The sequence below is a fragment of the Ralstonia sp. R-29 genome (assembly GCF_049913345.1).
GTDB lineage: Bacteria > Pseudomonadota > Gammaproteobacteria > Burkholderiales > Burkholderiaceae > Ralstonia.
Genome location: NZ_CP184377.1, coordinates 2,251,178 through 2,272,762 on the forward strand (window position 1 = coordinate 2,251,178; position 21,585 = coordinate 2,272,762).

At 63.5% G+C, this 21,585-nt stretch carries 23 protein-coding genes; 9 read left to right on the forward strand and 14 right to left on the reverse strand.

Annotated features, from left to right (window positions below; translation table 11 throughout):
* The first annotated feature begins 44 nt into the window (after window positions 1-44).
* From ACN9M1_RS10515 to ACN9M1_RS10525, 3 genes are read left to right on the forward strand one after another with little or no spacing between them, the layout of a single operon-like run.
* Entirely contained in the window at window positions 45-1,301 is a 1,257-nt protein-coding gene (locus ACN9M1_RS10515; RefSeq protein WP_426394161.1) for a M48 family metallopeptidase, read from the forward strand.
* Window positions 1,301-2,257: a ribosome small subunit-dependent GTPase A gene (gene rsgA, locus ACN9M1_RS10520; RefSeq protein WP_426394163.1), complete on the forward strand. Its 957-nt coding sequence runs from the start codon at window positions 1,301-1,303 to the stop codon at window positions 2,255-2,257. Before ACN9M1_RS10515 ends, rsgA begins: the two co-directional genes overlap by 1 nt.
* Window positions 2,258-2,285: 28 nt before the next feature.
* Window positions 2,286-2,600, forward strand: coding sequence for a hypothetical protein (locus ACN9M1_RS10525; RefSeq protein ID WP_426394165.1), 315 nt, complete (start codon window positions 2,286-2,288; stop codon window positions 2,598-2,600).
* 27 nt (window positions 2,601-2,627) lie between these two features.
* Here the strand turns inward: ACN9M1_RS10525 and ACN9M1_RS10530 are convergent, their stop codons facing one another.
* The 6 genes from ACN9M1_RS10530 to rpsP form a co-directional block, all read right to left on the reverse strand.
* Window positions 2,628-3,569 (reverse strand): CobD/CbiB family protein, encoded by a 942-nt coding sequence (locus tag ACN9M1_RS10530; RefSeq protein WP_426394166.1) that lies wholly within the window; start codon window positions 3,567-3,569, stop codon window positions 2,628-2,630.
* Between the two features lie 95 nt (window positions 3,570-3,664).
* A complete protein-coding gene (locus tag ACN9M1_RS10535; RefSeq protein ID WP_426394167.1) occupies window positions 3,665-4,348 on the reverse strand; it encodes a CoA pyrophosphatase in 684 nt (227 codons plus the stop codon).
* Between the two features lie 123 nt (window positions 4,349-4,471).
* Entirely contained in the window at window positions 4,472-4,858 is a 387-nt protein-coding gene (gene rplS, locus ACN9M1_RS10540) for a 50S ribosomal protein L19 (protein WP_045786360.1), read from the reverse strand.
* Window positions 4,859-4,931: 73 nt separating this feature from the next.
* Window positions 4,932-5,720 carry a tRNA (guanosine(37)-N1)-methyltransferase TrmD gene (gene trmD, locus ACN9M1_RS10545; RefSeq protein ID WP_426394169.1) on the reverse strand — a complete coding sequence of 263 codons (789 nt, stop codon included), beginning with the start codon at window positions 5,718-5,720 and terminating at the stop codon, window positions 4,932-4,934.
* Window positions 5,721-5,743: 23 nt separating this feature from the next.
* The gene (gene rimM, locus ACN9M1_RS10550; RefSeq protein WP_426394171.1) at window positions 5,744-6,385 is read right to left on the reverse strand and encodes a ribosome maturation factor RimM; all 642 of its coding nucleotides are present in this window, start codon (window positions 6,383-6,385) and stop codon (window positions 5,744-5,746) included.
* A 46-nt stretch (window positions 6,386-6,431) separates the two neighbouring features.
* Window positions 6,432-6,686 (reverse strand): 30S ribosomal protein S16, encoded by a 255-nt coding sequence (rpsP, locus tag ACN9M1_RS10555; protein ID WP_004629147.1) that lies wholly within the window; start codon window positions 6,684-6,686, stop codon window positions 6,432-6,434.
* A gap of 145 nt (window positions 6,687-6,831) precedes the next feature.
* On the opposite strand from rpsP, the gene ACN9M1_RS10560 reads away from it, so the two are divergent.
* From ACN9M1_RS10560 to ACN9M1_RS10575, 4 genes are all read left to right on the forward strand, one after another.
* Window positions 6,832-7,905 carry a PQQ-dependent sugar dehydrogenase gene (locus ACN9M1_RS10560; protein ID WP_426394173.1) on the forward strand — a complete coding sequence of 358 codons (1,074 nt, stop codon included), beginning with the start codon at window positions 6,832-6,834 and terminating at the stop codon, window positions 7,903-7,905.
* A 190-nt stretch (window positions 7,906-8,095) separates the two neighbouring features.
* Entirely contained in the window at window positions 8,096-8,491 is a 396-nt protein-coding gene (locus ACN9M1_RS10565; RefSeq protein WP_426394175.1) for a hypothetical protein, read from the forward strand.
* A gap of 125 nt (window positions 8,492-8,616) precedes the next feature.
* Window positions 8,617-8,799, forward strand: coding sequence for a hypothetical protein (locus ACN9M1_RS10570; protein WP_426394177.1), 183 nt, complete (start codon window positions 8,617-8,619; stop codon window positions 8,797-8,799).
* Window positions 8,800-8,989: 190 nt separating this feature from the next.
* Window positions 8,990-9,445 (forward strand): NINE protein, encoded by a 456-nt coding sequence (locus tag ACN9M1_RS10575; protein ID WP_426394179.1) that lies wholly within the window; start codon window positions 8,990-8,992, stop codon window positions 9,443-9,445.
* Between the two features lie 7 nt (window positions 9,446-9,452).
* Here ACN9M1_RS10575 and ACN9M1_RS10580 read toward each other — a convergent pair whose 3' ends face one another.
* From ACN9M1_RS10580 to ACN9M1_RS10590, 3 genes are all read right to left on the reverse strand, one after another.
* On the reverse strand, window positions 9,453-10,577 hold the full coding sequence (locus tag ACN9M1_RS10580) for a PA0069 family radical SAM protein (RefSeq protein ID WP_426394181.1): 1,125 nt from the start codon (window positions 10,575-10,577) through the stop codon (window positions 9,453-9,455).
* An 82-nt stretch (window positions 10,578-10,659) separates the two neighbouring features.
* Entirely contained in the window at window positions 10,660-12,279 is a 1,620-nt protein-coding gene (locus tag ACN9M1_RS10585) for an alkaline phosphatase D family protein (protein WP_426398848.1), read from the reverse strand.
* Between the two features lie 61 nt (window positions 12,280-12,340).
* Window positions 12,341-12,838 (reverse strand): Lrp/AsnC ligand binding domain-containing protein, encoded by a 498-nt coding sequence (locus ACN9M1_RS10590; protein ID WP_426394182.1) that lies wholly within the window; start codon window positions 12,836-12,838, stop codon window positions 12,341-12,343.
* A gap of 122 nt (window positions 12,839-12,960) precedes the next feature.
* Here ACN9M1_RS10590 and ACN9M1_RS10595 point away from each other — a divergent pair, with 122 nt between their 5' ends.
* Complete coding sequence (locus tag ACN9M1_RS10595; protein ID WP_426394184.1) at window positions 12,961-14,250, forward strand: D-amino acid dehydrogenase; 1,290 nt, start codon at window positions 12,961-12,963, stop codon at window positions 14,248-14,250.
* Window positions 14,251-14,311: 61 nt separating this feature from the next.
* Here ACN9M1_RS10595 and ACN9M1_RS10600 read toward each other — a convergent pair whose 3' ends face one another.
* Window positions 14,312-15,235 (reverse strand): AraC family transcriptional regulator, encoded by a 924-nt coding sequence (locus ACN9M1_RS10600; protein WP_426394186.1) that lies wholly within the window; start codon window positions 15,233-15,235, stop codon window positions 14,312-14,314.
* Between the two features lie 245 nt (window positions 15,236-15,480).
* Between ACN9M1_RS10600 and ACN9M1_RS10605 the strand changes: the two genes are divergently transcribed.
* Window positions 15,481-16,761, forward strand: a complete 1,281-nt coding sequence (locus ACN9M1_RS10605; protein WP_426398849.1) for a cytochrome P450 — start codon at window positions 15,481-15,483, stop codon at window positions 16,759-16,761.
* A 63-nt stretch (window positions 16,762-16,824) separates the two neighbouring features.
* Here the strand turns inward: ACN9M1_RS10605 and ACN9M1_RS10610 are convergent, their stop codons facing one another.
* From ACN9M1_RS10610 to ACN9M1_RS10625, 4 genes are all read right to left on the reverse strand, one after another.
* Window positions 16,825-18,609, reverse strand: a complete 1,785-nt coding sequence (locus ACN9M1_RS10610) for an acyl-CoA dehydrogenase (protein ID WP_426394188.1) — start codon at window positions 18,607-18,609, stop codon at window positions 16,825-16,827.
* Window positions 18,610-18,780: 171 nt separating this feature from the next.
* Entirely contained in the window at window positions 18,781-19,716 is a 936-nt protein-coding gene (locus ACN9M1_RS10615; protein ID WP_426394190.1) for an electron transfer flavoprotein subunit alpha/FixB family protein, read from the reverse strand.
* Between the two features lie 53 nt (window positions 19,717-19,769).
* Window positions 19,770-20,519 carry an electron transfer flavoprotein subunit beta/FixA family protein gene (locus tag ACN9M1_RS10620; RefSeq protein ID WP_426394191.1) on the reverse strand — a complete coding sequence of 250 codons (750 nt, stop codon included), beginning with the start codon at window positions 20,517-20,519 and terminating at the stop codon, window positions 19,770-19,772.
* A gap of 190 nt (window positions 20,520-20,709) precedes the next feature.
* Entirely contained in the window at window positions 20,710-21,510 is an 801-nt protein-coding gene (locus tag ACN9M1_RS10625) for a MetQ/NlpA family ABC transporter substrate-binding protein (RefSeq protein WP_426394193.1), read from the reverse strand.
* Window positions 21,511-21,585 lie beyond the last annotated feature (75 nt).

The window sequence follows — 21,585 nt, forward strand, 5'->3', positions numbered from 1 at the left end:
ACTGAAGGCTATAATTTTCGCATATCTGATAGGTGTTTCCCCACATGCCCGCCTTTACTGTCGTCTTCCTGCTTGCCCTTGTATTGATGTCCGCCACACGGCTGTGGCTGGCCGCGCGGCAGATCCGTCACGTGGCGCGCCACCGTGATGCCGTTCCCGCGCAATTTGCCGAATCCATCACGCTGGACATGCACCGCAAGGCCGCCGACTACACCATCGCCCGCACCCGCCTGGCGATGCTGGAAGTACCGGTTCAGGCCGCCCTACTGATCGCGCTCACGCTGTTCGGTGGGCTGAACTGGATCAACCAGGCCTGGCTGGGTGTGTTCGGGCCGGGCTATGCGTATGGCGTAGCGCTCATCGTGTCAGTCATCGTCCTCAGCAGCGTCATCGAACTGCCGTTCTCGCTGTATGCGCAGTTCGTGGTCGAAGAGCGCTTCGGCTTCAACCGCATGACGTGGAAGCTTTGGCTGGCCGACAACCTCAAGGGGATGGCCATCGGCACCGTGCTTGGTTTGCCGCTATTGCTGGCTGTGCTCTGGCTCATGAACAAGATGGGCACGTACTGGTGGCTCTATACCTGGATCGTCTGGATGGCGTTCATGCTGTTTGTGCAGGCGATCTACCCGAACGTCATCGCGCCGCTCTTCAACAAGTTCACCCCGCTGCAGGACGAGGAAATGCGCGCGCGCATCGAGAGCCTGCTCAAACGCTGCGGCTTTGCCAGCAAGGGCCTGTTCGTCATGGACGGCAGCCGCCGCAGCGCGCACGGCAATGCCTATTTCAGCGGTTTTGGCGCAACCAAGCGCATCGTCTTCTTCGACACATTGCTCGAGCGGCTGAACCCATCGGAGATGGAGGCGGTGCTCGCGCACGAGTTGGGCCACTTCAAGCGCCACCACATCACCAAGCGCATCGCCGTGACGTTCGTATTGAGCCTGGGCGCGCTGGCGCTGCTCGGCTGGCTGATGACACGCACGTGGTTCTACCTGGGCCTGGGCGTGGCGCCCAACCTGCTCTCCGACAATCACGCGCTCGCGCTGATGCTGTTCTTCCTGGTGCTGCCGGTGTTCACGTTCTTCGTCTCGCCGCTGGCAAGCCTGTCCTCGCGCAAGGATGAATACGAAGCCGATGCCTTTGCCGCCGAGCATGCGGACGCCAAGCAACTCGTCTCGGCGCTGGTGAAGCTCTTCCAGGACAACGCCTCGACGCTCACGCCAGACCCGGTCTACTCGACGTTCTACTACTCGCACCCGACAGCGTCGCAGCGTGTCGCACGCCTTGTGCAGGCTAGCGCCTGATGGGCAACAACCTGCACAGCAAACCGGGCCGCACCCCGAAGAAGGCTCCTGCGGGCGAACACGGGCTCGTGATCGCCGCCCACGGCCGGCACTATCTGGTTGAACGCGAAGGCGGCGGCTTTCTGCAATGCTTCCCGCGCGGCAAGCGCAGCGAATGCGCCGTCGGCGATCGGGTCGTTTTTGAAGCCACCGCAGTAGATCAAGGTGTGGTCGTACGAGTGGATGAGCGCCGCAACCTGCTCTACCGCTCCGATCAGTTCAAGTCGAAGATGCTCGCGGCCAACCTCGACCAGGTCATCATCATGCTTGGCACCGAGCCGAGCTTCTCCGAAGACCTGCTCGGCCGCGCACTGGTGGCCGCAGAATCGCTCGGCATCACACCGCTGATCCTGCTCAACAAGATCGACCTGACCGCACGCTTGGAGACGGCCCGCTCGCGGCTGGCACTGTACCGGGAGCTTGGCTACACGATCGTCGAATTGACGGTGCATGGCGCGCCGGAAGCCGCGCATGCCACGTTGGAGCCCCACGTGGCTGGGCGTGCGTCGATCCTGATTGGGCAATCTGGCATGGGCAAATCGTCGCTGCTGAATCTGCTGATCCCCGGGGTGGATGCGCAAACGCGCGAGATCTCTGAAAAGCTCGACTCCGGCAAGCACACGACCACGTTCACTCGGCTCTATCACCTGCCTGTTGAATGGGGCCAGGGCGGCGTGCTGATCGACTCGCCGGGGTTCCAGGAATTCGGCCTGCACCACCTGAGCGAAGGCATGTTGGAACGCGCTTTCCCTGAATTCCGCCCGCGCTTGACCGAATGCCGCTTTTATAACTGCCGCCATCTCCAGGAACCCGGCTGTGGCATCCTGGGAGCCATGGCCGACGGCAAGATCGATCCGCGCCGGCATCAGCTCTACGCGCAGTTGTTGCACGAATCAGAGCAGCAGAAGCCCTGGTAACGGGGAAACGAAGTTCGGGGAGGCTGGGATGAAACTGTTGATCAGCAGTCCATCGCTTGGCATGGCAGCACACTGGCAGAACGTGCTGTCGGCTGCTGGCATCCGTACCGAGCTGCGCAACATCTATCTAAGCAGCGTGGCGGGGGATGTTCCGCCACAAGATTGCGCGGCGCAGGTCTGGTTGTTGAACCCGGCGCAGGAAGCGCAGGCGCAAGCGCTGCTCGATCAGGCGCGTCATCCGCCAAGCGGCCCTGCTTGGCGCTGCGCCCATTGTGAAGAGCTGCATGAGCCGCAGTTCGCCCAGTGTTGGCGCTGCGGCAAAGACCGCGAAGATGCGGCCTGAGCCTTTAGAACCAGACGCGCTGCCGTCTCAACCCAGCCACACGGCGATCGACAGCATCGCCAGCAGCAGCATCCACAGCACCACGGCGCGCCACACTAGGCCGACCGCCGACTGCAGCGTGCGCACATTGGGCTCCTGCCCGACTTCCATCGGATAGGCGCCGTCCTCATCGGCAATGCTCTCTGCGGAATCACGCTGCGCGATCGGCGTGCCCAGGCGTACGCCCAGCGCACCGCCACCAGCGGCCAGCAGGATGCCGTTCACTTCATCGCTCCACTTGGCCGCGCGATTGCGCCAGGCGTAGACGGCATCCTCGAAGTTGCCGACGATGGCGAAGCCGATCGCGGTCAACCGCGCAGGAACGTAGTCGATGACGAAGAACGCCTGACGCGAAAACAGGCCCAGTGCCGGACTGCGCTCCGTCGATGTATCGCTCCAATGGCGCGCCAGATATTCGGCACCGCGGTAGAGCACGACGCCCGCCGGACCCATCGGCACCAAGAACCAGAAGAACACGCCAAACACGTGACGATGCGCCGCCACGATCGCGCATTCGAGCGTGTGGCGAACGACCTCGTTGACGGGCATGTCGGTCGTGTCGCGCCCCGACCACTCATTGAGCAGCAGCCGTGCGGTGACGATGTCGTCGCTGCGCAGCGCCTCGTGGATGTCCGTGAAATAGTGGCTGAACTGGCGGAACCCGAGCGTCAGGTACACCATCAGCACGTTCCACAAAAACGCGAGCCCCAGGCTGATCGACGAGAGCAGGTAGTGCACCAGCGCCACAACCAACACAGCCGGCAGCGTGACCACGCACCAAGCGAGCACAGCATCGCGGCGATGGCCGGTATCGAACCATTCTTCGGCCCGTGCAGCCAGCACGCGCACAACATCGTAGATCGGGTTATCCCGGCTGAGCGCACGGAATTGCTCGAGGATGAGCGCGCAGAGTACGGAGAAAAAGGTCATGGGAAGGGTGTTGCGAGGCGCGTTTCACGCCGTGAATGCGATGTGCATGACGATAGCACACGGCGTGCGCGTCACAGCGCACCGTGCCTTGCGCGCTACGCTGCCAGCAAGTGATAAAGGTTGCGCAGCATGCCCGCCGTCGCGCCCCAGATGAAGTGGTAGCCGCCATCGGACTTCCGATACGGCATCGCATAGAAACGCCGCACGCGGTCTTCCCAGCGAAGCTCGCGCACTTCGTGGTTGGCCGGATCCATCAGGAAAGCGAGCGGCACCTCGAACACCTCGGCCACTTCGCTCGGGTCCGGGTTGAGCGTGAAATCGGGGGAAAGGAGCCCGACAACGGGGCTCACGTGAAAACCAGTTCCGGTGATGTAGTCAGGCAGTCGGCCGACGACCTCGATGAATTCCGGGCCAATGCCGACCTCCTCCACCGTCTCGCGCAGCGCGGTGGCAACCACATCGGAATCGACCGCCTCACGCCCGCCGCCCGGGAAGCTGACCTGACCGGCATGCTGGCTGAGCGACGCATTGCGTTGGGTCAGCAGCACCGCCAGACCCACCTCGCGCTGCACCAACGGCACCAGCACGGCCGCTTCGCGCAGCTTGAGCGATGCGTCGATCAGGCGGGATTCGTCAGTATGTTCCGGCTCCCACGCAGGTTGCGTACGCAAGCGTTCGCGCACGAAATCGGCCGTCAACCGCGAAACCTCAAGCGCCGGCAGCGGTGTTGACGACGGCAACACCGGCAACTGCTCAGGGTCGAACACGGGACGGCGCATGGGGCAAGAATGGAATGATCGTCAGTGGAAGATGCATAGCGTTACTAACGACACGTGAGGGCAATCTTCCACCGCAAAAGAGAAAAAAGGCACCCGAAGGTGCCTTTTCGCAACGCGCGCAGATTACTCCGCAGCGGCTTCCTTGCGCTTGAAGGTCAGCTTCTCCTTGATGCGAGCCGACTTGCCCGAGCGCTCGCGCAGGTAGTACAGCTTCGCACGGCGCACATCACCGCGACGCTTCACTTCGATGCTGGCCAGCAGCGGCGAGTACAGCTGGAACGTACGCTCCACGCCTTCACCCGAAGAGATCTTGCGAACGATGAACGACGAATTCAGGCCACGATTGCGCTTGGCAATCACGACGCCTTCATACGCCTGCACACGCTTGCGGTTGCCTTCAACGACGTTCACGTTGACGATCACAGTGTCGCCAGGGGCGAACGGGGGGATCGTCTTGTTGGCCGTCAGGCGCTTGATTTCTTCCTGCTCGATTTGCTCGATGAGATTCATCTTTTTCTCCTTGACCATCATGCCGGCGTTTTGCCTGATCGATTGATCGCGGCCCCGGTAGAGGATGGGAACATCACTTGGCCGAGGCTTCCGGTGTGGAAGCTTCCGACCCCTTTGCCGTTATCGCCGCGGCAGCGAGGAAGACCTCATCGCTGCGGGACAACAAACCTTGCTCGCGCGCGGCATCGATCAGATCGGGCCGCTTGCGCATGGTATTCAACAGCGCCTGCTGGCGGCGCCATTTTTCAATCTCGGCGTGGTGGCCGCCCAGCAGCACATCGGGCACACGCACACCTTCGTACTCTTCCGGGCGCGTGTAGTGTGGGCAATCCAGCAAGCCATTGACGAAACTGTCTTGCACCGCCGACTGCGCATCACCCAACACGCCGGGCAACTGGCGCACAACCGCGTCGATGATGGCCATCGCCGCAATCTCGCCACCGGAGAGGACGAAATCGCCAAGGCTGATTTCCTCATCCACCCGGCGATCGACCAAGCGCTGATCAATCGCCTCGTAGCGTCCGCACAGCAGCGTGAGCGCCGGCAGTTGCGCCAACTCCATCACCCGCTTGTGCGTGAGCGGCTTGCCTTGCGGCGACAACAGCACCACATGCGACGCTGCCGGGGCTTGCGCCTCGGCAATGGCATCCAGTGCAGCGTCCAGTGGCTTAGCCAGCATCACCATGCCGGGGCCGCCGCCGTAAGGCCGGTCGTCCACGGTACGGTAATTGTCCGTCGTGAAGTCGCGTGGGTTCCAGGTGCGCAACGTGTACACCTGCTGTTTGGCTGCGCGGCTGGTGATGCCCCAGTCCGTCAGCGCCCGGAACATGTCCGGAAACAACGAGATGACATCGAACTGCATCGCCGAATTCTCCGGCCGCATGTTCAGTAATCCAGACCCCAGTCGACGACGATGCGCTTGCCAGCCACATCCACCGACTTCACGTAAACCTCGACAAACGGCACGAGCCGCTCGACCCCGCCCTCATCAACGATGCGCAGAATCTGATGCGCGCCGTTGTCGATCAGGCCGGCCACCGTGCCCAGCGTTTCCTGTTGCTCGTTGACGACCGTGGCGCCGATCAGATCGACCCAGTAGAACTCGTCATCATCCGGCTCGGGAAAGTCGGCTCGGCTGACCCACACGACACATCCGCGCAGCGCCTCGGCAACATTGCGGTCGGGCGCAGCAGGCGAACCTGCCACCACCGTGCCGCTATGCTCGCGGGACGTATCGACGGGAAACACCCGCCAGTCCGTTGACGTTGCCAGTGCACCGGTTGCTGGCTTGAGCCACCAAACCTTGGCATTCAGCAGCGCATCTGCGTCGCCGTGCGGCTGGACCTTGATCCAACCACGAATACCGTAGGCACCACCCACGTAACCCACCTCGATGAGGTCATCGGGGAGCGCGGGGTTGGCGCCCGTGCCTGGACGCATGGCCTGCAAGCGTTCGGCGACCTTTTGCGAGGTCGCTTGCGTTGCCACTGCCACGGGACCAGGCCGTGTCGATGCAGCGCGCGTCACAGCAGAATGTGCTCGGACGGCACCGACGATCGACGCATGCTAAAACTTAGGCGGCTGCCTTCTTGGCGCCTTGCTTCACCAGACGGGCGACCGTCGGCGACAGCTGCGCGCCCACGCCTTCCCAGTAGGTCAGGCGGTCTTGCACGATGCGCAGACCTTCTTCGCCTTCACCGGCGAGCGGGTTGTAGAAACCGACGCGCTCGATGAAACGGCCATCACGGCGGTTACGCGAGTCAGTCGCAACGATGTTGAAGAACGGGCGCTTCTTGGAGCCACCGCGGGCCAGACGGATCACGACCATGGATCTTTTCCTTGAAAAACTGGGTATGCGTACAGAGAAACACGCAAGTATAGCCCAATTTTCCAGACCAAACAAACACTTAGCTACAACCCGGCGGCAGCGCGGCTGGCGCACATGGCTTGCCCGGCATATTGGCGAGGCGTTTGTGCTTGCGGCTTGGCTTGCAGTGGCGCTGCCTGCACAGGCCAAGCTACCCATCGACACGTTGCGCGTACCGCCGGGCTTTCAGGTCGAGGTGCTGACGGATGCGATGCCTGCAGCACGTGAAATGGCGCTCTCCCCGGCCGGCATCCTGTATGTCGGCAGCCGGGCGGGCAAGGTGTACGCGTTGCCATTACAAGCACCCGGCGCACGCGTGCACGTGGTGGCTTCAGGGTTGCAGCTGCCGGTGGGCGTAGCTTGGCACGACGGCAATCTCTACGTGTCGGCCGTGTCGCGCGTGGTACGGCTCGATGGCATCGACAGGCGACTCGACAATCCGCCTGAGCCTATCGTCGTCAACGACAAGCTGCCGACCGAAACGCATCACGGCTGGAAATTCATCGCATTCGGACCAGATGGCAAGCTGTATGTGCCAGTGGGGGCGCCGTGCAATGTCTGCCATCTTGACGAGAACCGTTACGCCAACCTCATGCGCATGAACGCCGACGGCAGCGGCCTGGCGCTCGTTGCACGCGGCATCCGCAATACCGTGGGCTTCGACTGGCACCCCATCACGCACGAGTTGTGGTTCACCGACAACGGGCGTGACCTGATGGGCGACGACGTGCCCGACGACGAGCTCAACCGCATCAGCAAACCCAACCCGCATTTCGGCTATCCGTTCTGCCATGCGGGCGACATCCCGGACCCGGAGTTCGGCGCGGGACACCCGTGCAGCCAATACGTACCGCCCGTTGCCAAGCTGGGGGCGCATGTGGCAGCGCTGGGCATGCGCTTCTACACGGGCAGCAGTTTTCCGGCGGCGTATCGCAACAACATCTTCATCGCAGAGCATGGCTCGTGGAATCGATCGTCCAAGGTCGGCTACCGCGTCGTGCGTCTCGTACTGGATGCGACCGGCAACGTCACTAGGCAGGAACCGTTCGTATATGGCTGGTTGCAAGGGGAGCGCGCGTGGGGCCGCCCCGCCGATGTACTTGTTGCGCCCGACGGCAGCCTGCTTGTTTCCGACGACGAAGCGGGGGCCGTGTATCGCATCCGCTACACCGGAAAATGACGCGCACGACGCCTGCCGCCTGGGCAACGCGTGCGGGAAACATCTCGTTACATGGGTAACGTTCGGACAGTGGATGCCTGCTGAGTGAAGCCTTACATTGACAGGCATGAACACGCGCTGCCGACCTCTTTTTCGCATATCAGCCAGCGGCGCGTGGCGCTTTCGAACCCTCGCCCGATAGGAGATAGCCATGCCGATCCGCGCATTGCTTCGCCCCTTGGCTGCGGGTGTTCTGATCGTCGCCTCTGCGGGCGCTGTGGCTGCCAACGCATCGGCGCGTCAGGCCGCCGCTGCCTTTGCACAATCCGTCATGCCCGCGTGGACGCAAGCCACCGAGGCCGCACCGCGCGCACCCCGAGCGGTAGCGCAAATCTTCTTCGTGGATTCCCGTGGCGAGCAGGCTGCACGCATCCGCGAGCAGATGGAACGCATGGAAGCGCGTGCCCGCGCCGATGACCGCTTGAACGGCCGCGTGCAACCGCACGAGAGCGGTGGCCGCGGCGACTGGCAGCAGCAGGAACGCTTCCGCCAGGAACGCGGTAACGGCGATCAAGGCGGCAACTGGCGCGGCTCGCGCCGGGGCTGATTCTCCGCCCCGCATTTCACATCCCGGAACTTGCCGGCGGGCGCCTCTGTCGTATTGGACGATGAATGACACACGTTTGCAGTGCGCCATTCATCACACCCATCACAACGACAATAGGTGCCCCTATGCTGTCCTTACTCCACCGCCATGTGCGGCTGATCCTCGGTCTGATATGGACCTCTGCCTTCATGCTGATGCTTGCTCACCTGCTCTATGGTGAGGTGAGCCTGCGCCAACGCGCGCCCCAACTGCTGCAAGATTTGATGGCGTCGACGAGCGTGTCCGCTCCGCGTCTGGTGCCGATTTAGTGACCCTACCCCACCCGCCGCAGGCGACTCTCAACGCTGCGCGCGTCCGACCGAACTGACGGCCAATTCCCCGAACTGCTGATGCGTCTTTAGGACGCGTTCCCGACGCCGCCATCTGGCCGCGTCGCGGATGATGTTGGGCGTAGAATGCGCGGCGCTGTGTTGTGTTGCCGTGTGTTCTCCGCCTGCCATGTCTACGACCGCTCTCCAGAAAAAATCCAAACTGCTGACCGTGCTGCTCGCCTTCCTGTTCGGAAGCGTGGGCGCGCATCGTTTCTATCTCAAAGGCGGACGCGACTTCTGGGCGTGGTCGCAGGTGTTTGCGATGGTGCTCGGGGCGATTGGCGTGGCGCTGTTGTGGTCCACCCAACGGGCGAGTGTGCCGGGCTGGGCCTGCGCGATTATCGGCGGGGCGTCGGTGCTGGCGGGGTTTCTATCGGCACTGGTGTATGGCCTACGCCCTGACGACAAATGGGATGCGCAATTCAATGCAGACGGCACGCCCACGCGCTCAGGCTGGCCGGTCGTTCTGCTGACAATCCTCACGCTGATGATCGGCACCGGCCTGTTGATGGCCGGCCTCGCCATCACGTTCCAGACCTACTTCGAGACGCAGGTGCAGGCAGCGAAAGAGCTATCGCAGTAATCCGCCGTCAAAACAAACTGCCCTGCCGATCGTCAACGGGCTTTCTTGGCTTGACTGCACGTGCCGGCGGCTTGAACTGCGACGTGTCGAGCACCAGTTCGTTGTAGCGGTGGTAGTGGAAGCCGAGCTTGTCGGCCGCCTTATAGAAGCGCTGCCGTAGTAGGTCTGCCCAGATGCCCGTGCCGCGCATGCGCGTGGCGAAATCCGCCTTGTAGTCTTGCCCGCCGTGCAGATCGCGGATGCGGTTCATCACGCGTTGCGCGCGGTCGGGGAAATGCGCCATCAGCCAATCCTGGAACACGGCGTTCAGCTCATTCGGCAGGCGCAGCACGATGTAGCTCGCGTAGGTGGCCCCTGCCCCGCGCGCCGCTTCCAGGATCTGCTCCATGTGATCGTCGGTGATGAAGGGAATCATCGGGGCGACGCTCACGCCCACGGGAATACCCGCTTCAGCCAATGTGCGAATCGTGCGCAAGCGGCGCGATGGCGTGGCAGCGCGCGGCTCGAGCTTGCGCGCGAGATCAGCGTCCAACGTCGTGATGGTCACGGCGGCGACGACGAGGTTCTTGGCGGCCATCGGCGCGAGCAGATCAATGTCGCGCTCGATCAATGAGGACTTGGTGATCAGCCCGACCGGGTGATCGCAATCGTGCAGCACCTGCAGCACATCACGCGTAATGCGCAGTTCTCGCTCGATGGGCTGATAGGCGTCGGTGTTCACGCCCAGCGCAATCGCCTCGCAGCGGTAGCTGGGCTTGGCGAACGTTTCGCGCAACACTTCCGCAGCGTTGGCTTTGGCGAACAGCTTGGTCTCGAAATCCAAGCCCGGCGATAGCTCCAGATACGCATGCGTGGGTCGCGCAAAGCAGTACACGCACCCATGCTCGCAACCGCGATATGGATTGAGCGACACACCAAACGGAATGTCCGGCGATTGGTTGTGGCTCAGGATGGAGCGCGCGCGTTCGACGGAGACGGTGGTCTCAATGCGCGGCGGTGCGTCGTCGGGATCAAGCTGCCCGACAAGCGGTTGCCAGCCGTCATCGACGCGTGAGCGTTCATCGCGTTCAAAACGGCCTTGCAGGTTAGAGGTGGCGCCGCGTCCCTTGCGAGGAACGTGGCGGTCGGACATGTCGGACACAGCGGAACGGATCAGATGCGGGGGCTTGCTGATCGTATCGCATCCGCCCTTGCTCCGCTGTGAGTGACGCGGGCTACGCCTCCGGATCGAGCTTCACTTCCCAGAGCGATTTGCCATCGAGATCGTGCAGCGACACATGCATCGTGCGCGTGGCAGGATCGATCTTCGCGCGGCCATAGTACTGCTGCAGCGCGGCGGGTGATTGGTTCTGCGGATTGTCCTTCGGGATGCTGACGTAACGCACATCCGGCCCGAAGGTCTGGTCGACCTCGTTTGGCCCGAACGTGCCCGCGTTGATCGGGCCGCCGACGAATTCCCAGAACGGCTTGAACTCCGTGAACTTCGCGCGCGACGGGTGGTAGTACGTAGCCTGCGCGTAGTGCACATCGGCCGTCACCCACACCACGTTCTGAATGTTCTCCTGCTTGATGAAACGCAGGATCTCGGCCAGCTCTAGCTCGCGGCCGGACGGCGCGCCGTCATCGGCATTCGCCCACGCTTCGTAGGTGCCCTTGGGCACGTCGGGGTTCAGATCTGGCACGACCAGCGAGATCGGCATGTCGCTCGCAATCACCTTCCACGTGGCCTTCGACTGCTTTAGCGATTGCTTGAGCCACGCTGTCTGTTTCGGGCCGAGGAAGGCGGAATCGGCATCCAGCGTGGCCTGGCGGTTGGGCGAGTTGCGGCCGCGATAGCTGCGCTCATCCAGCATGAACACGTCGAGCAGCGGGCCGTACTGGAATGCGCGGTAGATCTGCTCGGGGTCGATCGGGTTGAAGCGGAACGGGTTGTATTCGAACATCGCCTGCTTCGCGCGCGCTGCCAGCACCGATGCGCTGCGCTCCTGGTATCGCTTTTCCTCGGGGCCGATCTGTTGGCCGGGGTACCAGTTGTTGCGCACTTCGTGGTCGTCCCACTGCACGAGGAATGGCACTTCGGCAGCAAAGCGGCGCTTGTTCTTGTCGAGCTGGTTGTACGCAAAGGCGCCGCGGTAATCGTCGAGCGTTTGCGCGACGTGCGACTTCGCTTCGGTGACGAGGTTGGTCCACAGCGAGCCATCGGGCAGCTTCACTTCGGCCTGGATCGGGCCATCGGCGTAGATCTGGTCGCCGGAGTGGATGAAGAAGTCGGGCGATTCGCGGCGCATCGCTTCGTACAGGCGATAGCCGCCAAAGCGCTCGTTGATGCCCCAGCCTTGGCCGGCCTCGTCGCCGGAGAAGACGAAGCAGATCGGGCGATTGGCCTGCACCGGTGCCGAGCGGAAGCGACCGGTGACGGGCTGGCTGAACGCCTTGTCGTGGACCGAATCCTGGAAGCGCACCCGATAGAACAGGTCGGCACCGTCAGGCAACCCCGCGAGGTCGACACGTGCGGTGAAACCACTGGCTTCGGTGGCTGCCGGGCCGACACGGCGTACGACTTTCTTGAAGGCGGCATCGGTCGAATATTCGACGATCATGCGCGCCGGGCGATCGGTGCGACTCCAAACGATGGCGCTGTCGGCGGTGATGTCACCGCTCATCACGCCGCCGGGCAGTTGTGGGCGCAAACGCTCGGCGGTCACCGCGGCTGGCGCGACACCCTGCGCCAGTACGTCACCGATGCGCGAGCCCAGCAGCGCGGTGCCGCTGGCGGAAACAAGACCTTTGATGAGCGTGCGGCGGGTCGGCTTGAAGATGGGCTGGTCGGACATGGCATCGACATACGGGATGGACATGCCGGCCAGCGTAAGGCGCTTCCGTGACAGGGTTACGTCACGCCCCCTCTTCCGTCACGTCGATGGCGAGCGTCTCCTTGATCTCTTCCATCACGATGTAGCTCTTGGACTGCACGGCGCCCGGCAGCTGCAGCAGGATGTCGCCCAGCAGGCGCCGGTATTCGCTCATCTCGCGGATGCGCGCCTTGATGAGGTAATCAAAATCGCCCGAGACGAGATGACACTCCAGCACCTCCGGAATGCGCAGCACCTCGCGCCGGAACTGCTCGAACATGTTGCCGGCCTTGCTGCCCAGGCTGATTTCCACGAACACCAGCAATGAGGCCCCCAGCATGGCCGGATTCAGCCGCGCGTAGTAGCCAAGGATGAAGCCCTCGCGCTCCAGGCGTTTGACGCGCTCGATGCATGGCGTGATGGTCAGTCCGACCGCATCCGACAGGTCTTTCATGGAGAGCCGCCCATCCTTCTGCAGCAGGTCGAGGATGCGGCGGTCGAGCTTATCGAGGGCTCGGACGGGCTTGCGTTGGGTCCGCATGAGGCAAAACGCTCCAAAACCACAGTTGTTCCTGTTTTCATGAAATATACAGAAACAATGACTGGTTAGGTACGAATACGATAGCGACATCTATCGTATATGCATCCCCGGGGAGTATCACCATGCGCGTGCTCGTTCTTGGCAGTGGCGTGATCGGCGTAACCAGCGCCTATTACCTCGCTCGCGCCGGCCATGAAGTCACCGTCGTCGACCGCGAAGCGGGCCCGGCGCTGGAGACCAGCTTTGCCAACGCAGGCCAGATCTCGCCGGGCTATGCATCGCCGTGGGCCGCGCCGGGCGTGCCGCTCAAGGCCATCAAGTGGATGTTCCAGGAGCACGCGCCGCTCAGCATCCGCCCCGATGGCACGCTGTTCCAGCTCAAGTGGATGTGGCAGATGCTGCGCAACTGCGACGCTGCCAGCTATGCGCAAAACAAGGAACGCATGGTCCGTCTGGCTGAATACAGCCGCGACTGCATCCGCGAGCTGCGCGCCGACACCGGCATCGCCTACGAAGGCCGCCAGCAAGGCACGCTGCAAATCTTCCGCACCCAGCAACAGCTCGACGGCGCCGCGAACGACATCGCCGTGCTCGAGCGCGCCGGCGTGCCCTACGAACTGCTTTCGCGCGAAGACCTCGTGCGCAGTGAACCAGGCCTGGCCGCCACCCGCCACAAGCTGGCTGGCGGCCTGCGCCTACCCAATGACGAAACGGGCGATTGCCAGCTCTTCACCACGCGCTTGGCCGCGATGGCCGAGCAGTTGGGCGTGCGCTTCCGTTTCAACAGCACGATCAACAGCCTGATCTTCAAGAATGACGCGGTGCGGGGCGCGCTGGTCGATGGCCAACCGATGGAAGCCGACCTCGTGGTCGTGGCGCTGGGCAGCTACAGCACGCCGTTCCTGAAGAACCTGGTGAACGTGCCGGTGTATCCGCTCAAGGGTTTCTCGATCACCGTGCCGATGACGGATGCTGAAAAGAGCCCGGTCTCCACCATCCTGGACGAAACCTACAAGGTGGCCGTGACGCGCTTTGACGACCGCATCCGCGTGGGCGGCATGGCGCAGATCGTCGGCTACGACAAGCGCCTGGACCCGGGCAAGCGCAAGACGCTGGAGTTCGTGGTCAACGATCTGTTCCCGGGTGCGGGCGATGTGTCGCGCGCATCGTTCTGGACCGGCCTGCGCCCGATGACGCCGGACGGCACGCCGATCGTCGGCCAAACGCCGGTGCGCGGCCTGTGGCTCAACACGGGTCATGGCACGCTGGGCTGGACCATGGCGTGCGGCTCGGGCAAGCTGCTGTCGGATCTGGTGTCGGGCCGCTCGCCGGCGATTCGCGCGGATGATCTGTCGGTGTATCGCTACATGGGCGGTACGCCAGCACCGGCGGGCAAGCCTGCACTGGCCTGATCGCCGACGACACAGCATCAACAAAGAAGGGAGGCTTAGCCTCCCTTTCTTTTTTTCGTGCTCAAACCCACAACCGGTACGCCCAGAACGCTTCGTCTTCGACAAAGCGCTCGGCGAACTCGCCGGGCGAGAAGCCCGTGATGCGTTTGGCCGTGCGGCTGAAATGCGCCTGGTCGGCAAAGCCCTCATCCTGGGCCAGCCTGGCCCAGTCGAACGGCAAGCCGGCGGCGTGCCGATCCATCGCCGCAAAGTAAGCGCCCTCGGTTTTCACCAGTGCTTGCCACTCGCGTAAAGACCGTCCGCTGAACGACTTGATGCGCCGCTCCACCTGGCGCGGACTATGGGTGCGTCGCCACTCATGCGCCTGCCATGCAAGACGCTCCACCCAATGACGGCCCGCTCGGCGCAGCGTCGACATCACGGCGCCCTGCCCCGCAATGGCGTGCCAGCGCGGGGCAAGATGCTGCTCCAGCACAGCTAGCGCAGCCGCATCGTCCTGGGTATCGAGCAACGCATCCAACAACGGCCGCCACGTCGTGCCCAGTGCGGCATCAGCGTCGACAAAGCGATCGGCTGCCGCAGCCACGTCGATACCGAACAAGGTCTGCGCAACATCCGCCGTAAAGCACACCATGCCGCCACGCCCTGTGGTGGGGGCCCAACTCACCGTCGGCTGGGATTGGCTGCCCGACAGCACGGCCGCCGCGCCAAACGAGCGCCATTGCGCGCCGCTTTCGGTGCGCTCGACAAGCCCACCGTTGCAGCCCTGATACCACGACAGCGACACCATCGGCGAAGCCGGGAAATGCGTCAGGCGCTGCGCATCGGTGAGCGCAAAACCCCGTGTATCGCGGCAGAGAATCGCCACGATGGCGCCCTGCAAAGCAGGCGGCGCAAGATACAACCGCGAGGCCGGCACGCAGCCGTCACGCGTCGCAAGCGGCGCTCGCGTAAGGGGATCGGGACAGTCGAAAGGGGCAGCCATGGCGGCGCAGTATAGGCAGGCGTGCGGGTGGTGTCGATGTCGTTTGCGTTCAAGACAGGCCGCGCCAGCAGGCGAACAATACCAGCCATCCCAAGACGCATCTGGAGGCCCGAATGGACTCGACCTCATCCAGCCAATGTCCCTTCCACGGGACGACACCCTCGCCCGCCACCACCCTCCATCCGCCGGGCGTGTGGCCACCCGGGCCATCTGCCGGGCTGACCGGCTGGAGCCTGCTCGCTCGCATGTCGCGCGACTTGCTGGGGTCATTGGCGACGTGGCAGCGCGACTTCGGCGACGTGGTGCATCTGCGTTTCTGGCCCGAACACGAGATCGTCGTGACCGACCCAGCGCTCGTGCGTGAGCTATTGGTGACGCATCACGATGCCCTCGTCCGCTGGGAGCGCGGCATCCGCGTGTTCGCGCAGTTGCATGGGCACAGCGTGCTGATTGCCGAGGGCGACGCCTGGCGTGGCAAGCGGCATGCCCTGCAACCGAGCTTCACGCCCAAGGCCGTGCAGGCCTTCGTGCCCACCATTGCCGCCGCCACCGGCAAGACGCTCGCGCAGTGGCCGAAACGCGATGCGCGCTGGCCCATCGAGAGCGCGATCACATCACTGACCATGGACGTCATCACACGGATGATGTTCTCCAGCGAAATCGGCGACGAGGCCCGTATTGCGGAGCAAGCCGTCCGCGTGGTCGGAGCCGCCGCCAATGCCGAGTTCTACTGGCCCGCAAGCTTGCCGGACTGGGTGCCCTGGAAGCGCGCGAAGAGGCGCGCCCTCACGGCGCTGCATGGCTTGATCGATCGCCACCTGCAAGCGCGATTGGCCCTGCCGCGAGATGCCCGGCCTAACGACCTGCTAACGCGCCTGCTGCAACTCCACTCGGACGACCCCGCGGCATGGCCCCTGCACGCCGTGCGCGACGAATGCATGACCGCGTTCCTTGCAGGACATGAAACCACCGCGGCCACGCTGATCTGGTGGGCTTGGTGCATGGCGGCCAATCCGGCCGCGCAGGCGCTTGCGCGCGAAGAAGTCCAGCGAGCCCTCCAAGGCCACGCACCGAGCGCCGACACGCTGGGCTCACTGCCCTACCTCACGCAGACACTCAAAGAGACACTGCGCCTCTACCCTGCGGCGCCAGTGCTCATCAGCCGCCGGAGCACGCAGCCCATCGCCCTGGGCGCATGGCAATTACCAGCGCGCACCATGTTCCTGATTCCGGTGCAGTTGATGCACCACGACTCGCGCTGGTTTCCCGAGCCGTTGGCATTCCGCCCCGAACGTTTTGCCGACGAGGCGCCGGAGGTGCCGCGTGGCGCATACCTTCCTTTCGGCACTGGCCCGCGCGTCTGCCTCGGACAACATCTGGCCATGTCGGAGATGACGGTGATTGCCGCGATGCTATTGCAGCGCTTCAAGTTGTCCGCGCCAGACGGCATGCCTGCACCGCGCCCAGTGATGAACGTCACGCTGCGGCCAGATCCACCGTTGCACCTCACCATCACGCCGGTCTGATTTGCGTTGCGCCAGCAAAAAAGGGAGGCCGAAGCCTCCCTTTCTGACGTTCACACGTACCGCTTAGAACTGCACTTCCGGCACCGCACCGATGGTCTCGCCGCCGCTCAGCACGCTCTGTGCAATGCTAGGCGCCTGCGTGAGCAGCACGTCGGCAAACACGCGCGCCGTGGCGATCTTCGCACCGTAGAAGTTCGGGTCTTCGCTCTCACGATCGATGGCCACCAGCAGCGCACGCGCCATCTGCCAGCCCGACAGCACGATGCCGCACAGGCGCAGATACGGCACGCTGCCCGCGAACACGGCGTTCGGCTGCGCCTTGGTCTGCGCGACCACAAAGCGCACCACCGATTCCATTGCCTCGCGGCCCGCGGCCAGACGTGCACGCATCGCTTCGCAATGCGCACCGCCCTTGGCGGCGAGCGCGGCTTCCACCTTGGCAATCTCAGCGCAGATGCCCAGCGCGACGGCACCACCATCACGCACCGTCTTGCGGCCGATCAGGTCGTTCGCCTGGATCGCCGTCGTGCCTTCGTAGATCGGCAGAATGCGCGCATCACGGTAGTACTGCGCAGCGCCCGTCTCTTCGATGAAGCCCATGCCGCCGTGCACCTGCACACCGAGGCTCGTCACGTCGATCGACATCTCGGTGCTCCAGCCCTTCACGATCGGCACGAGGAATTCGTACAGCGCTTCGTTCTGCTTGCGTGCAGCGTCATCGGCAGCGTGATGGCCGGCATCGCATGCGGCAGCGGCCACATAGGCCAGCGCGCGAGCGCCTTCCGTCATGGCGCGCATCGTCAGCAGCATGCGCTTCACATCCGGGTGATGAATGATCGGCACCGCCTTGGCGGCCGAGCCATCCACGGGGCGGCTCTGCACACGCTCGCGCGCATACGCCACGGCCTTCTGGTACGCGCGCTCCGACACACCGATGCCCTGCATGCCCACCGCATAGCGCGCGGCGTTCATCATGATGAACATGTATTCCAGCCCGCGGTTTTCCTCGCCGACCAGCGTACCGATCGCACCGCCGTTGTCGCCGAATTGCAGCACGGCCGTCGGGCTCGCCTTGATGCCGAGCTTGTGTTCGATCGACACGCAATGCGCGTCATTGCGCGCGCCCAGCGAGCCGTCTGCATTGACCATGAACTTCGGCACCACGAACAGCGAGATGCCTTTCACGCCCTCCGGCGCACCCGGCGTACGCGCCAGCACGAGGTGGACGATGTTTTCGGCCATGTCGTGCTCGCCCCACGTGATGAAGATCTTCGTGCCGAAGATCTTGAACGTGCCGTCGCCCACCGGCTCGGCGCGCGTGCGCACGAGTGCCAGGTCGGAACCGGCTTGCGGCTCGGTCAGGTTCATCGTGCCGGTCCATTCGCCGGAGATGAGCTTGGGCACGAACAGTTGCTTTTGCTCTTCTGTGCCGGCGGTGAGCAGTGCCTCGATGGCACCGTCGGTCAGCAGCGGGCACAGCGCGAACGACAGGTTGGCCGCGTTCAGCATCTCGATGCACGCTGTGGCGATCAGCTTCGGCAGGCCCTGGCCGCCGTATTCCAGCGGGTGCTGCACGCCCTGCCAGCCGCCCTGGCCGAACTGCGCGAAGGCTTCCTTGAAACCAGGTGTAGCTGTGACGACACCGTCCTTCCAACTGCTGGGGTTGCGGTCGCCTTCCACATTGAGCGGCGCGACCACTTCACCGGTAAAGCGCGCGCTTTCTTCCAGCACAGCCTGCGCGGTATCGGCAGTGGCGTCTTCAAAGCCGGGCAGCTTGGCGACGTTGTCCAGGCCTGCGAGTTCGTTCATCACGAACAGCATGTCCTTGACGGGGGCTTGATAGGTCATGTCTCTCTCCAACTCTTGTTAAGCGCGATCAGGACAGGGCGTCGGCGGGTGGCGCATGACGCGCTCTTCTGATGGCGCTCACGTATAAAAAAGCCGTTTCCAAACGGGTCGGAAACGGCTTTGCGTGGGGCATTGCGATGCGCCTTACATCAGACGCATCGCGTGGTTCGATCAGCCCAGTGCGCTCACCAGCTCCGGCACCACGGTGTTCAGATCGCCCACTAGGCCGTAGTCGGCCACCTGGAAGATCGGCGCTTCCGGATCCTTGTTGATCGCCACGATCACCTTGGAATCCTTCATGCCGGCCAAGTGCTGGATCGCGCCCGAGATACCGACGGCGATGTACAGCTGCGGCGCGACGATCTTGCCGGTCTGGCCGACCTGATAGTCGTTCGGCACGAAGCCGGCGTCCACTGCGGCGCGCGAGGCACCCAGTGCAGCACCCAGCTTGTCGGCCAGCGGCGTCAGCACCTTGGTGTAGTTCTCGCCCGAGCCCACGCCACGGCCACCCGACACGATGATCTTGGCGGCAGTCAATTCCGGGCGGTCGCTCTTCGTCACTTCACGCGAGACGAATTGCGAGATGCCAGCGTCAGCCACGGCAGTCAGGGCTTCGGTTGCGGCCGAGCCACCGGTGGCGGCAGCCGGGTCGAACGCCGTACCGCGCACGGTGATCACCTTCACCTTGTCGGCCGATTGCACGGTGGCGATCGCGTTGCCGGCGTAGATCGGGCGCTCGAAGGTGTCGGGGCTGTCGACCTTGGTGATGTCGGACAGTTGGGCCACGTCCAGCTTGGCGGCCACGCGCGGCAGGATGTTCTTGCCGTAGGCGGTGGCGGGCGCCAGGATGTGGCTGTAGTTGCCGGCAATGGCCAGGGCCTGCTCGGCGACGTTTTCGGCCAGGCCATCGGCAAACTGGGGGGCGTCGGCCACCAGCACCTTGGTCACGCCGGCGATCTGCGCAGCGGCCTGGGCGGCTGCGCCGCAGCCAGCGCCGGCCACCAGCACATGGACATCGCCGCCGCATTGGGCGGCGGCCGTCACGGTGTTCAGCGTCGCGGCCTTGATGGATTGGTTGTCGTGTTCAGCAATAACGAGTGCGGTCATCTTGATCTGCCTGTTCGGTGTGCTTGAAGTTGCGTGCGTTGCGGAACAACCGCTTACAGCACCTTGGCTTCCGTTTTGAGCTTGGACACCAGCGTGGCCACATCGGGCACCATCACGCCGGCGCTGCGCTTGGCGGGCTCAACCACCTTCAGCGTCTTCAGGCGCGGCGCAACGTCTACGCCCAGGTCTTCCGGCTTGACCGTGTCGAGCTGCTTCTTCTTCGCCTTCATGATGTTCGGCAGCGTCACGTAGCGCGGCTCGTTCAGGCGCAGGTCGGTGGTGACCACGGCCGGCAGCTTGACCGACAGGGTTTCCAGACCGCCGTCCACTTCACGGGTGACCGAGGCCTTGCCGTCGGCAACCTGCACCTTCGAGGCAAACGTGGCTTGCGGCAGGCCGGCCAGCGCAGCCAGCATCTGGCCGGTCTGGTTGGCATCGTCGTCAATCGCCTGCTTGCCCAGGATGATCAGCTGCGGCTGTTCCTTGTCGACCAGCGCCTTGAGCAGCTTGGCGACAGCCAGCGGCTGCAGTTCTTCGGTGGTCTCGACCAGGATGCCGCGATCGGCGCCGATGGCCATGGCGGTGCGCAGGGTTTCCTGGCACTGCGTCACGCCGCACGACACGGCGATCACTTCGGTAGCCACACCCGCTTCCTTCAAACGAACCGCCTCTTCCACGGCGATCTCGTCGAACGGGTTCATGCTCATCTTGACGTTGGCCAGATCGACACCGCTGCCGTCGGCCTTCACGCGAGCCTTCACGTTGTAATCGATCACGCGCTTGACTGCGACCAGGACTTTCATGCGCTCACTCCACTAATTGATAAGACGATTTTGCAAAACGCCGGCCATTATAAGGGGGGCCGGTCGGCCGCGTTAAATTTCCGAACGGTCGTGCTATTTTAACCGTGAAAAATTGCCGGACGCCAGTAAAACGTCCGGCAATCTGTTTGGTAGAGCCCTCTATCGGATCGCCCAAGCGATCACAAAGTGGTTACCAAGCCACAATCACGGCGTCCTTGTACTTCGTCTTCACGAAGGCCTTGACCGCGTCGGAATGATACGCCTTCACGAGCTTGGCAACCCAGGGTTGATCCTTGTCGGCTGCACGCACGGCCAGCACGTTGGCATACGGGCCCTTCGGGCTTTCGATGGCGATGCCGTCCTTGGTCGGGTCCAGGCCAGCCTTCTCGGCGTAGTTGCCGTTGATCGCGGCGGCATCCAGATCGTCCAGCGAGCGCGGCAGTTGGGCGGCGTCCAGTTCGACGAACTTCAGCTTCTTCGGATTCTCCGCCACATCGCGCGGCGTAGCCTTGAAGCCGGCGTTCGGCTTGAGCTTGATCACGCCCTGCGACTGCAGCAGCAACAGCGCGCGGCCGCCGTTGGTCGGATCGTTCGGCAGGCCGAAGCGCGCGCCATCCTTCAATTCCTTGAGCGACTTGATCTTCTTCGAGTAGACGCCCATCGGGAAGGTGATGGTCTGGCCAACGCTCACAAACTTGTAGCCGCGCGTGGCGATCTGGTCGTCCAGATACGGCTGATGCTGGTAGCTGTTAGCGTCCAGATCACCGGAGGCCAGGGCGGCGTTCGGCTGGATGTAGTCGTTGAATTCGACGATCTGGAGCTTCAGGCCGTCTTTCTCGGCGACCTTCTTCACTTCTTCCATGATCTCGGCGTGCGGGCCGGCGGTCACGCCGATCTTGATCGGCTTGCTCTGCGCCATTGCGGCGCCGGTTGCCAGTGCCAGCGCAGCACCCAGGCTCGCGGACCATTGCAGCAGTTGACGACGATTCATTGTGTTCCCCTTGTCTGTGAATTGATGAAGGAGGCGTCGCAAAACGTAGCGAGCGTGCCGAGGTTGGTGCGAGAA

Coding starts and splice junctions, on each gene's coding strand:
- ACN9M1_RS10525 (WP_426394165.1), top strand. CDS start 2,286: ATGAAACTGTTGATCAGCAGTCCATCGCTTGGCATGGCAGCACACTGG.
- ACN9M1_RS10580 (WP_426394181.1), bottom strand. CDS start 10,577: ATGTCCGACCGCCACGTTCCTCGCAAGGGACGCGGCGCCACCTCTAAC.
- ACN9M1_RS10590 (WP_426394182.1), bottom strand. CDS start 12,838: ATGCGGACCCAACGCAAGCCCGTCCGAGCCCTCGATAAGCTCGACCGC.
- ACN9M1_RS10530 (WP_426394166.1), bottom strand. CDS start 3,569: ATGACCTTTTTCTCCGTACTCTGCGCGCTCATCCTCGAGCAATTCCGT.
- ACN9M1_RS10615 (WP_426394190.1), bottom strand. CDS start 19,716: ATGACCGCACTCGTTATTGCTGAACACGACAACCAATCCATCAAGGCC.
- ACN9M1_RS10575 (WP_426394179.1), top strand. CDS start 8,990: ATGTCTACGACCGCTCTCCAGAAAAAATCCAAACTGCTGACCGTGCTG.
- ACN9M1_RS10565 (WP_426394175.1), top strand. CDS start 8,096: ATGCCGATCCGCGCATTGCTTCGCCCCTTGGCTGCGGGTGTTCTGATC.
- rplS (WP_045786360.1), bottom strand. CDS start 4,858: ATGAATCTCATCGAGCAAATCGAGCAGGAAGAAATCAAGCGCCTGACG.
- ACN9M1_RS10585 (WP_426398848.1), bottom strand. CDS start 12,279: ATGTCCGACCAGCCCATCTTCAAGCCGACCCGCCGCACGCTCATCAAA.
- trmD (WP_426394169.1), bottom strand. CDS start 5,720: ATGCAGTTCGATGTCATCTCGTTGTTTCCGGACATGTTCCGGGCGCTG.
- ACN9M1_RS10570 (WP_426394177.1), top strand. CDS start 8,617: ATGCTGTCCTTACTCCACCGCCATGTGCGGCTGATCCTCGGTCTGATA.
- ACN9M1_RS10610 (WP_426394188.1), bottom strand. CDS start 18,609: ATGACCTATCAAGCCCCCGTCAAGGACATGCTGTTCGTGATGAACGAA.
- ACN9M1_RS10515 (WP_426394161.1), top strand. CDS start 45: ATGCCCGCCTTTACTGTCGTCTTCCTGCTTGCCCTTGTATTGATGTCC.
- ACN9M1_RS10595 (WP_426394184.1), top strand. CDS start 12,961: ATGCGCGTGCTCGTTCTTGGCAGTGGCGTGATCGGCGTAACCAGCGCC.
- rpsP (WP_004629147.1), bottom strand. CDS start 6,686: ATGGTCGTGATCCGTCTGGCCCGCGGTGGCTCCAAGAAGCGCCCGTTC.
- ACN9M1_RS10535 (WP_426394167.1), bottom strand. CDS start 4,348: ATGCGCCGTCCCGTGTTCGACCCTGAGCAGTTGCCGGTGTTGCCGTCG.
- ACN9M1_RS10620 (WP_426394191.1), bottom strand. CDS start 20,519: ATGAAAGTCCTGGTCGCAGTCAAGCGCGTGATCGATTACAACGTGAAG.
- rsgA (WP_426394163.1), top strand. CDS start 1,301: ATGGGCAACAACCTGCACAGCAAACCGGGCCGCACCCCGAAGAAGGCT.
- ACN9M1_RS10625 (WP_426394193.1), bottom strand. CDS start 21,510: ATGAATCGTCGTCAACTGCTGCAATGGTCCGCGAGCCTGGGTGCTGCG.
- ACN9M1_RS10605 (WP_426398849.1), top strand. CDS start 15,481: ATGTCGCGCGACTTGCTGGGGTCATTGGCGACGTGGCAGCGCGACTTC.
- ACN9M1_RS10600 (WP_426394186.1), bottom strand. CDS start 15,235: ATGGCTGCCCCTTTCGACTGTCCCGATCCCCTTACGCGAGCGCCGCTT.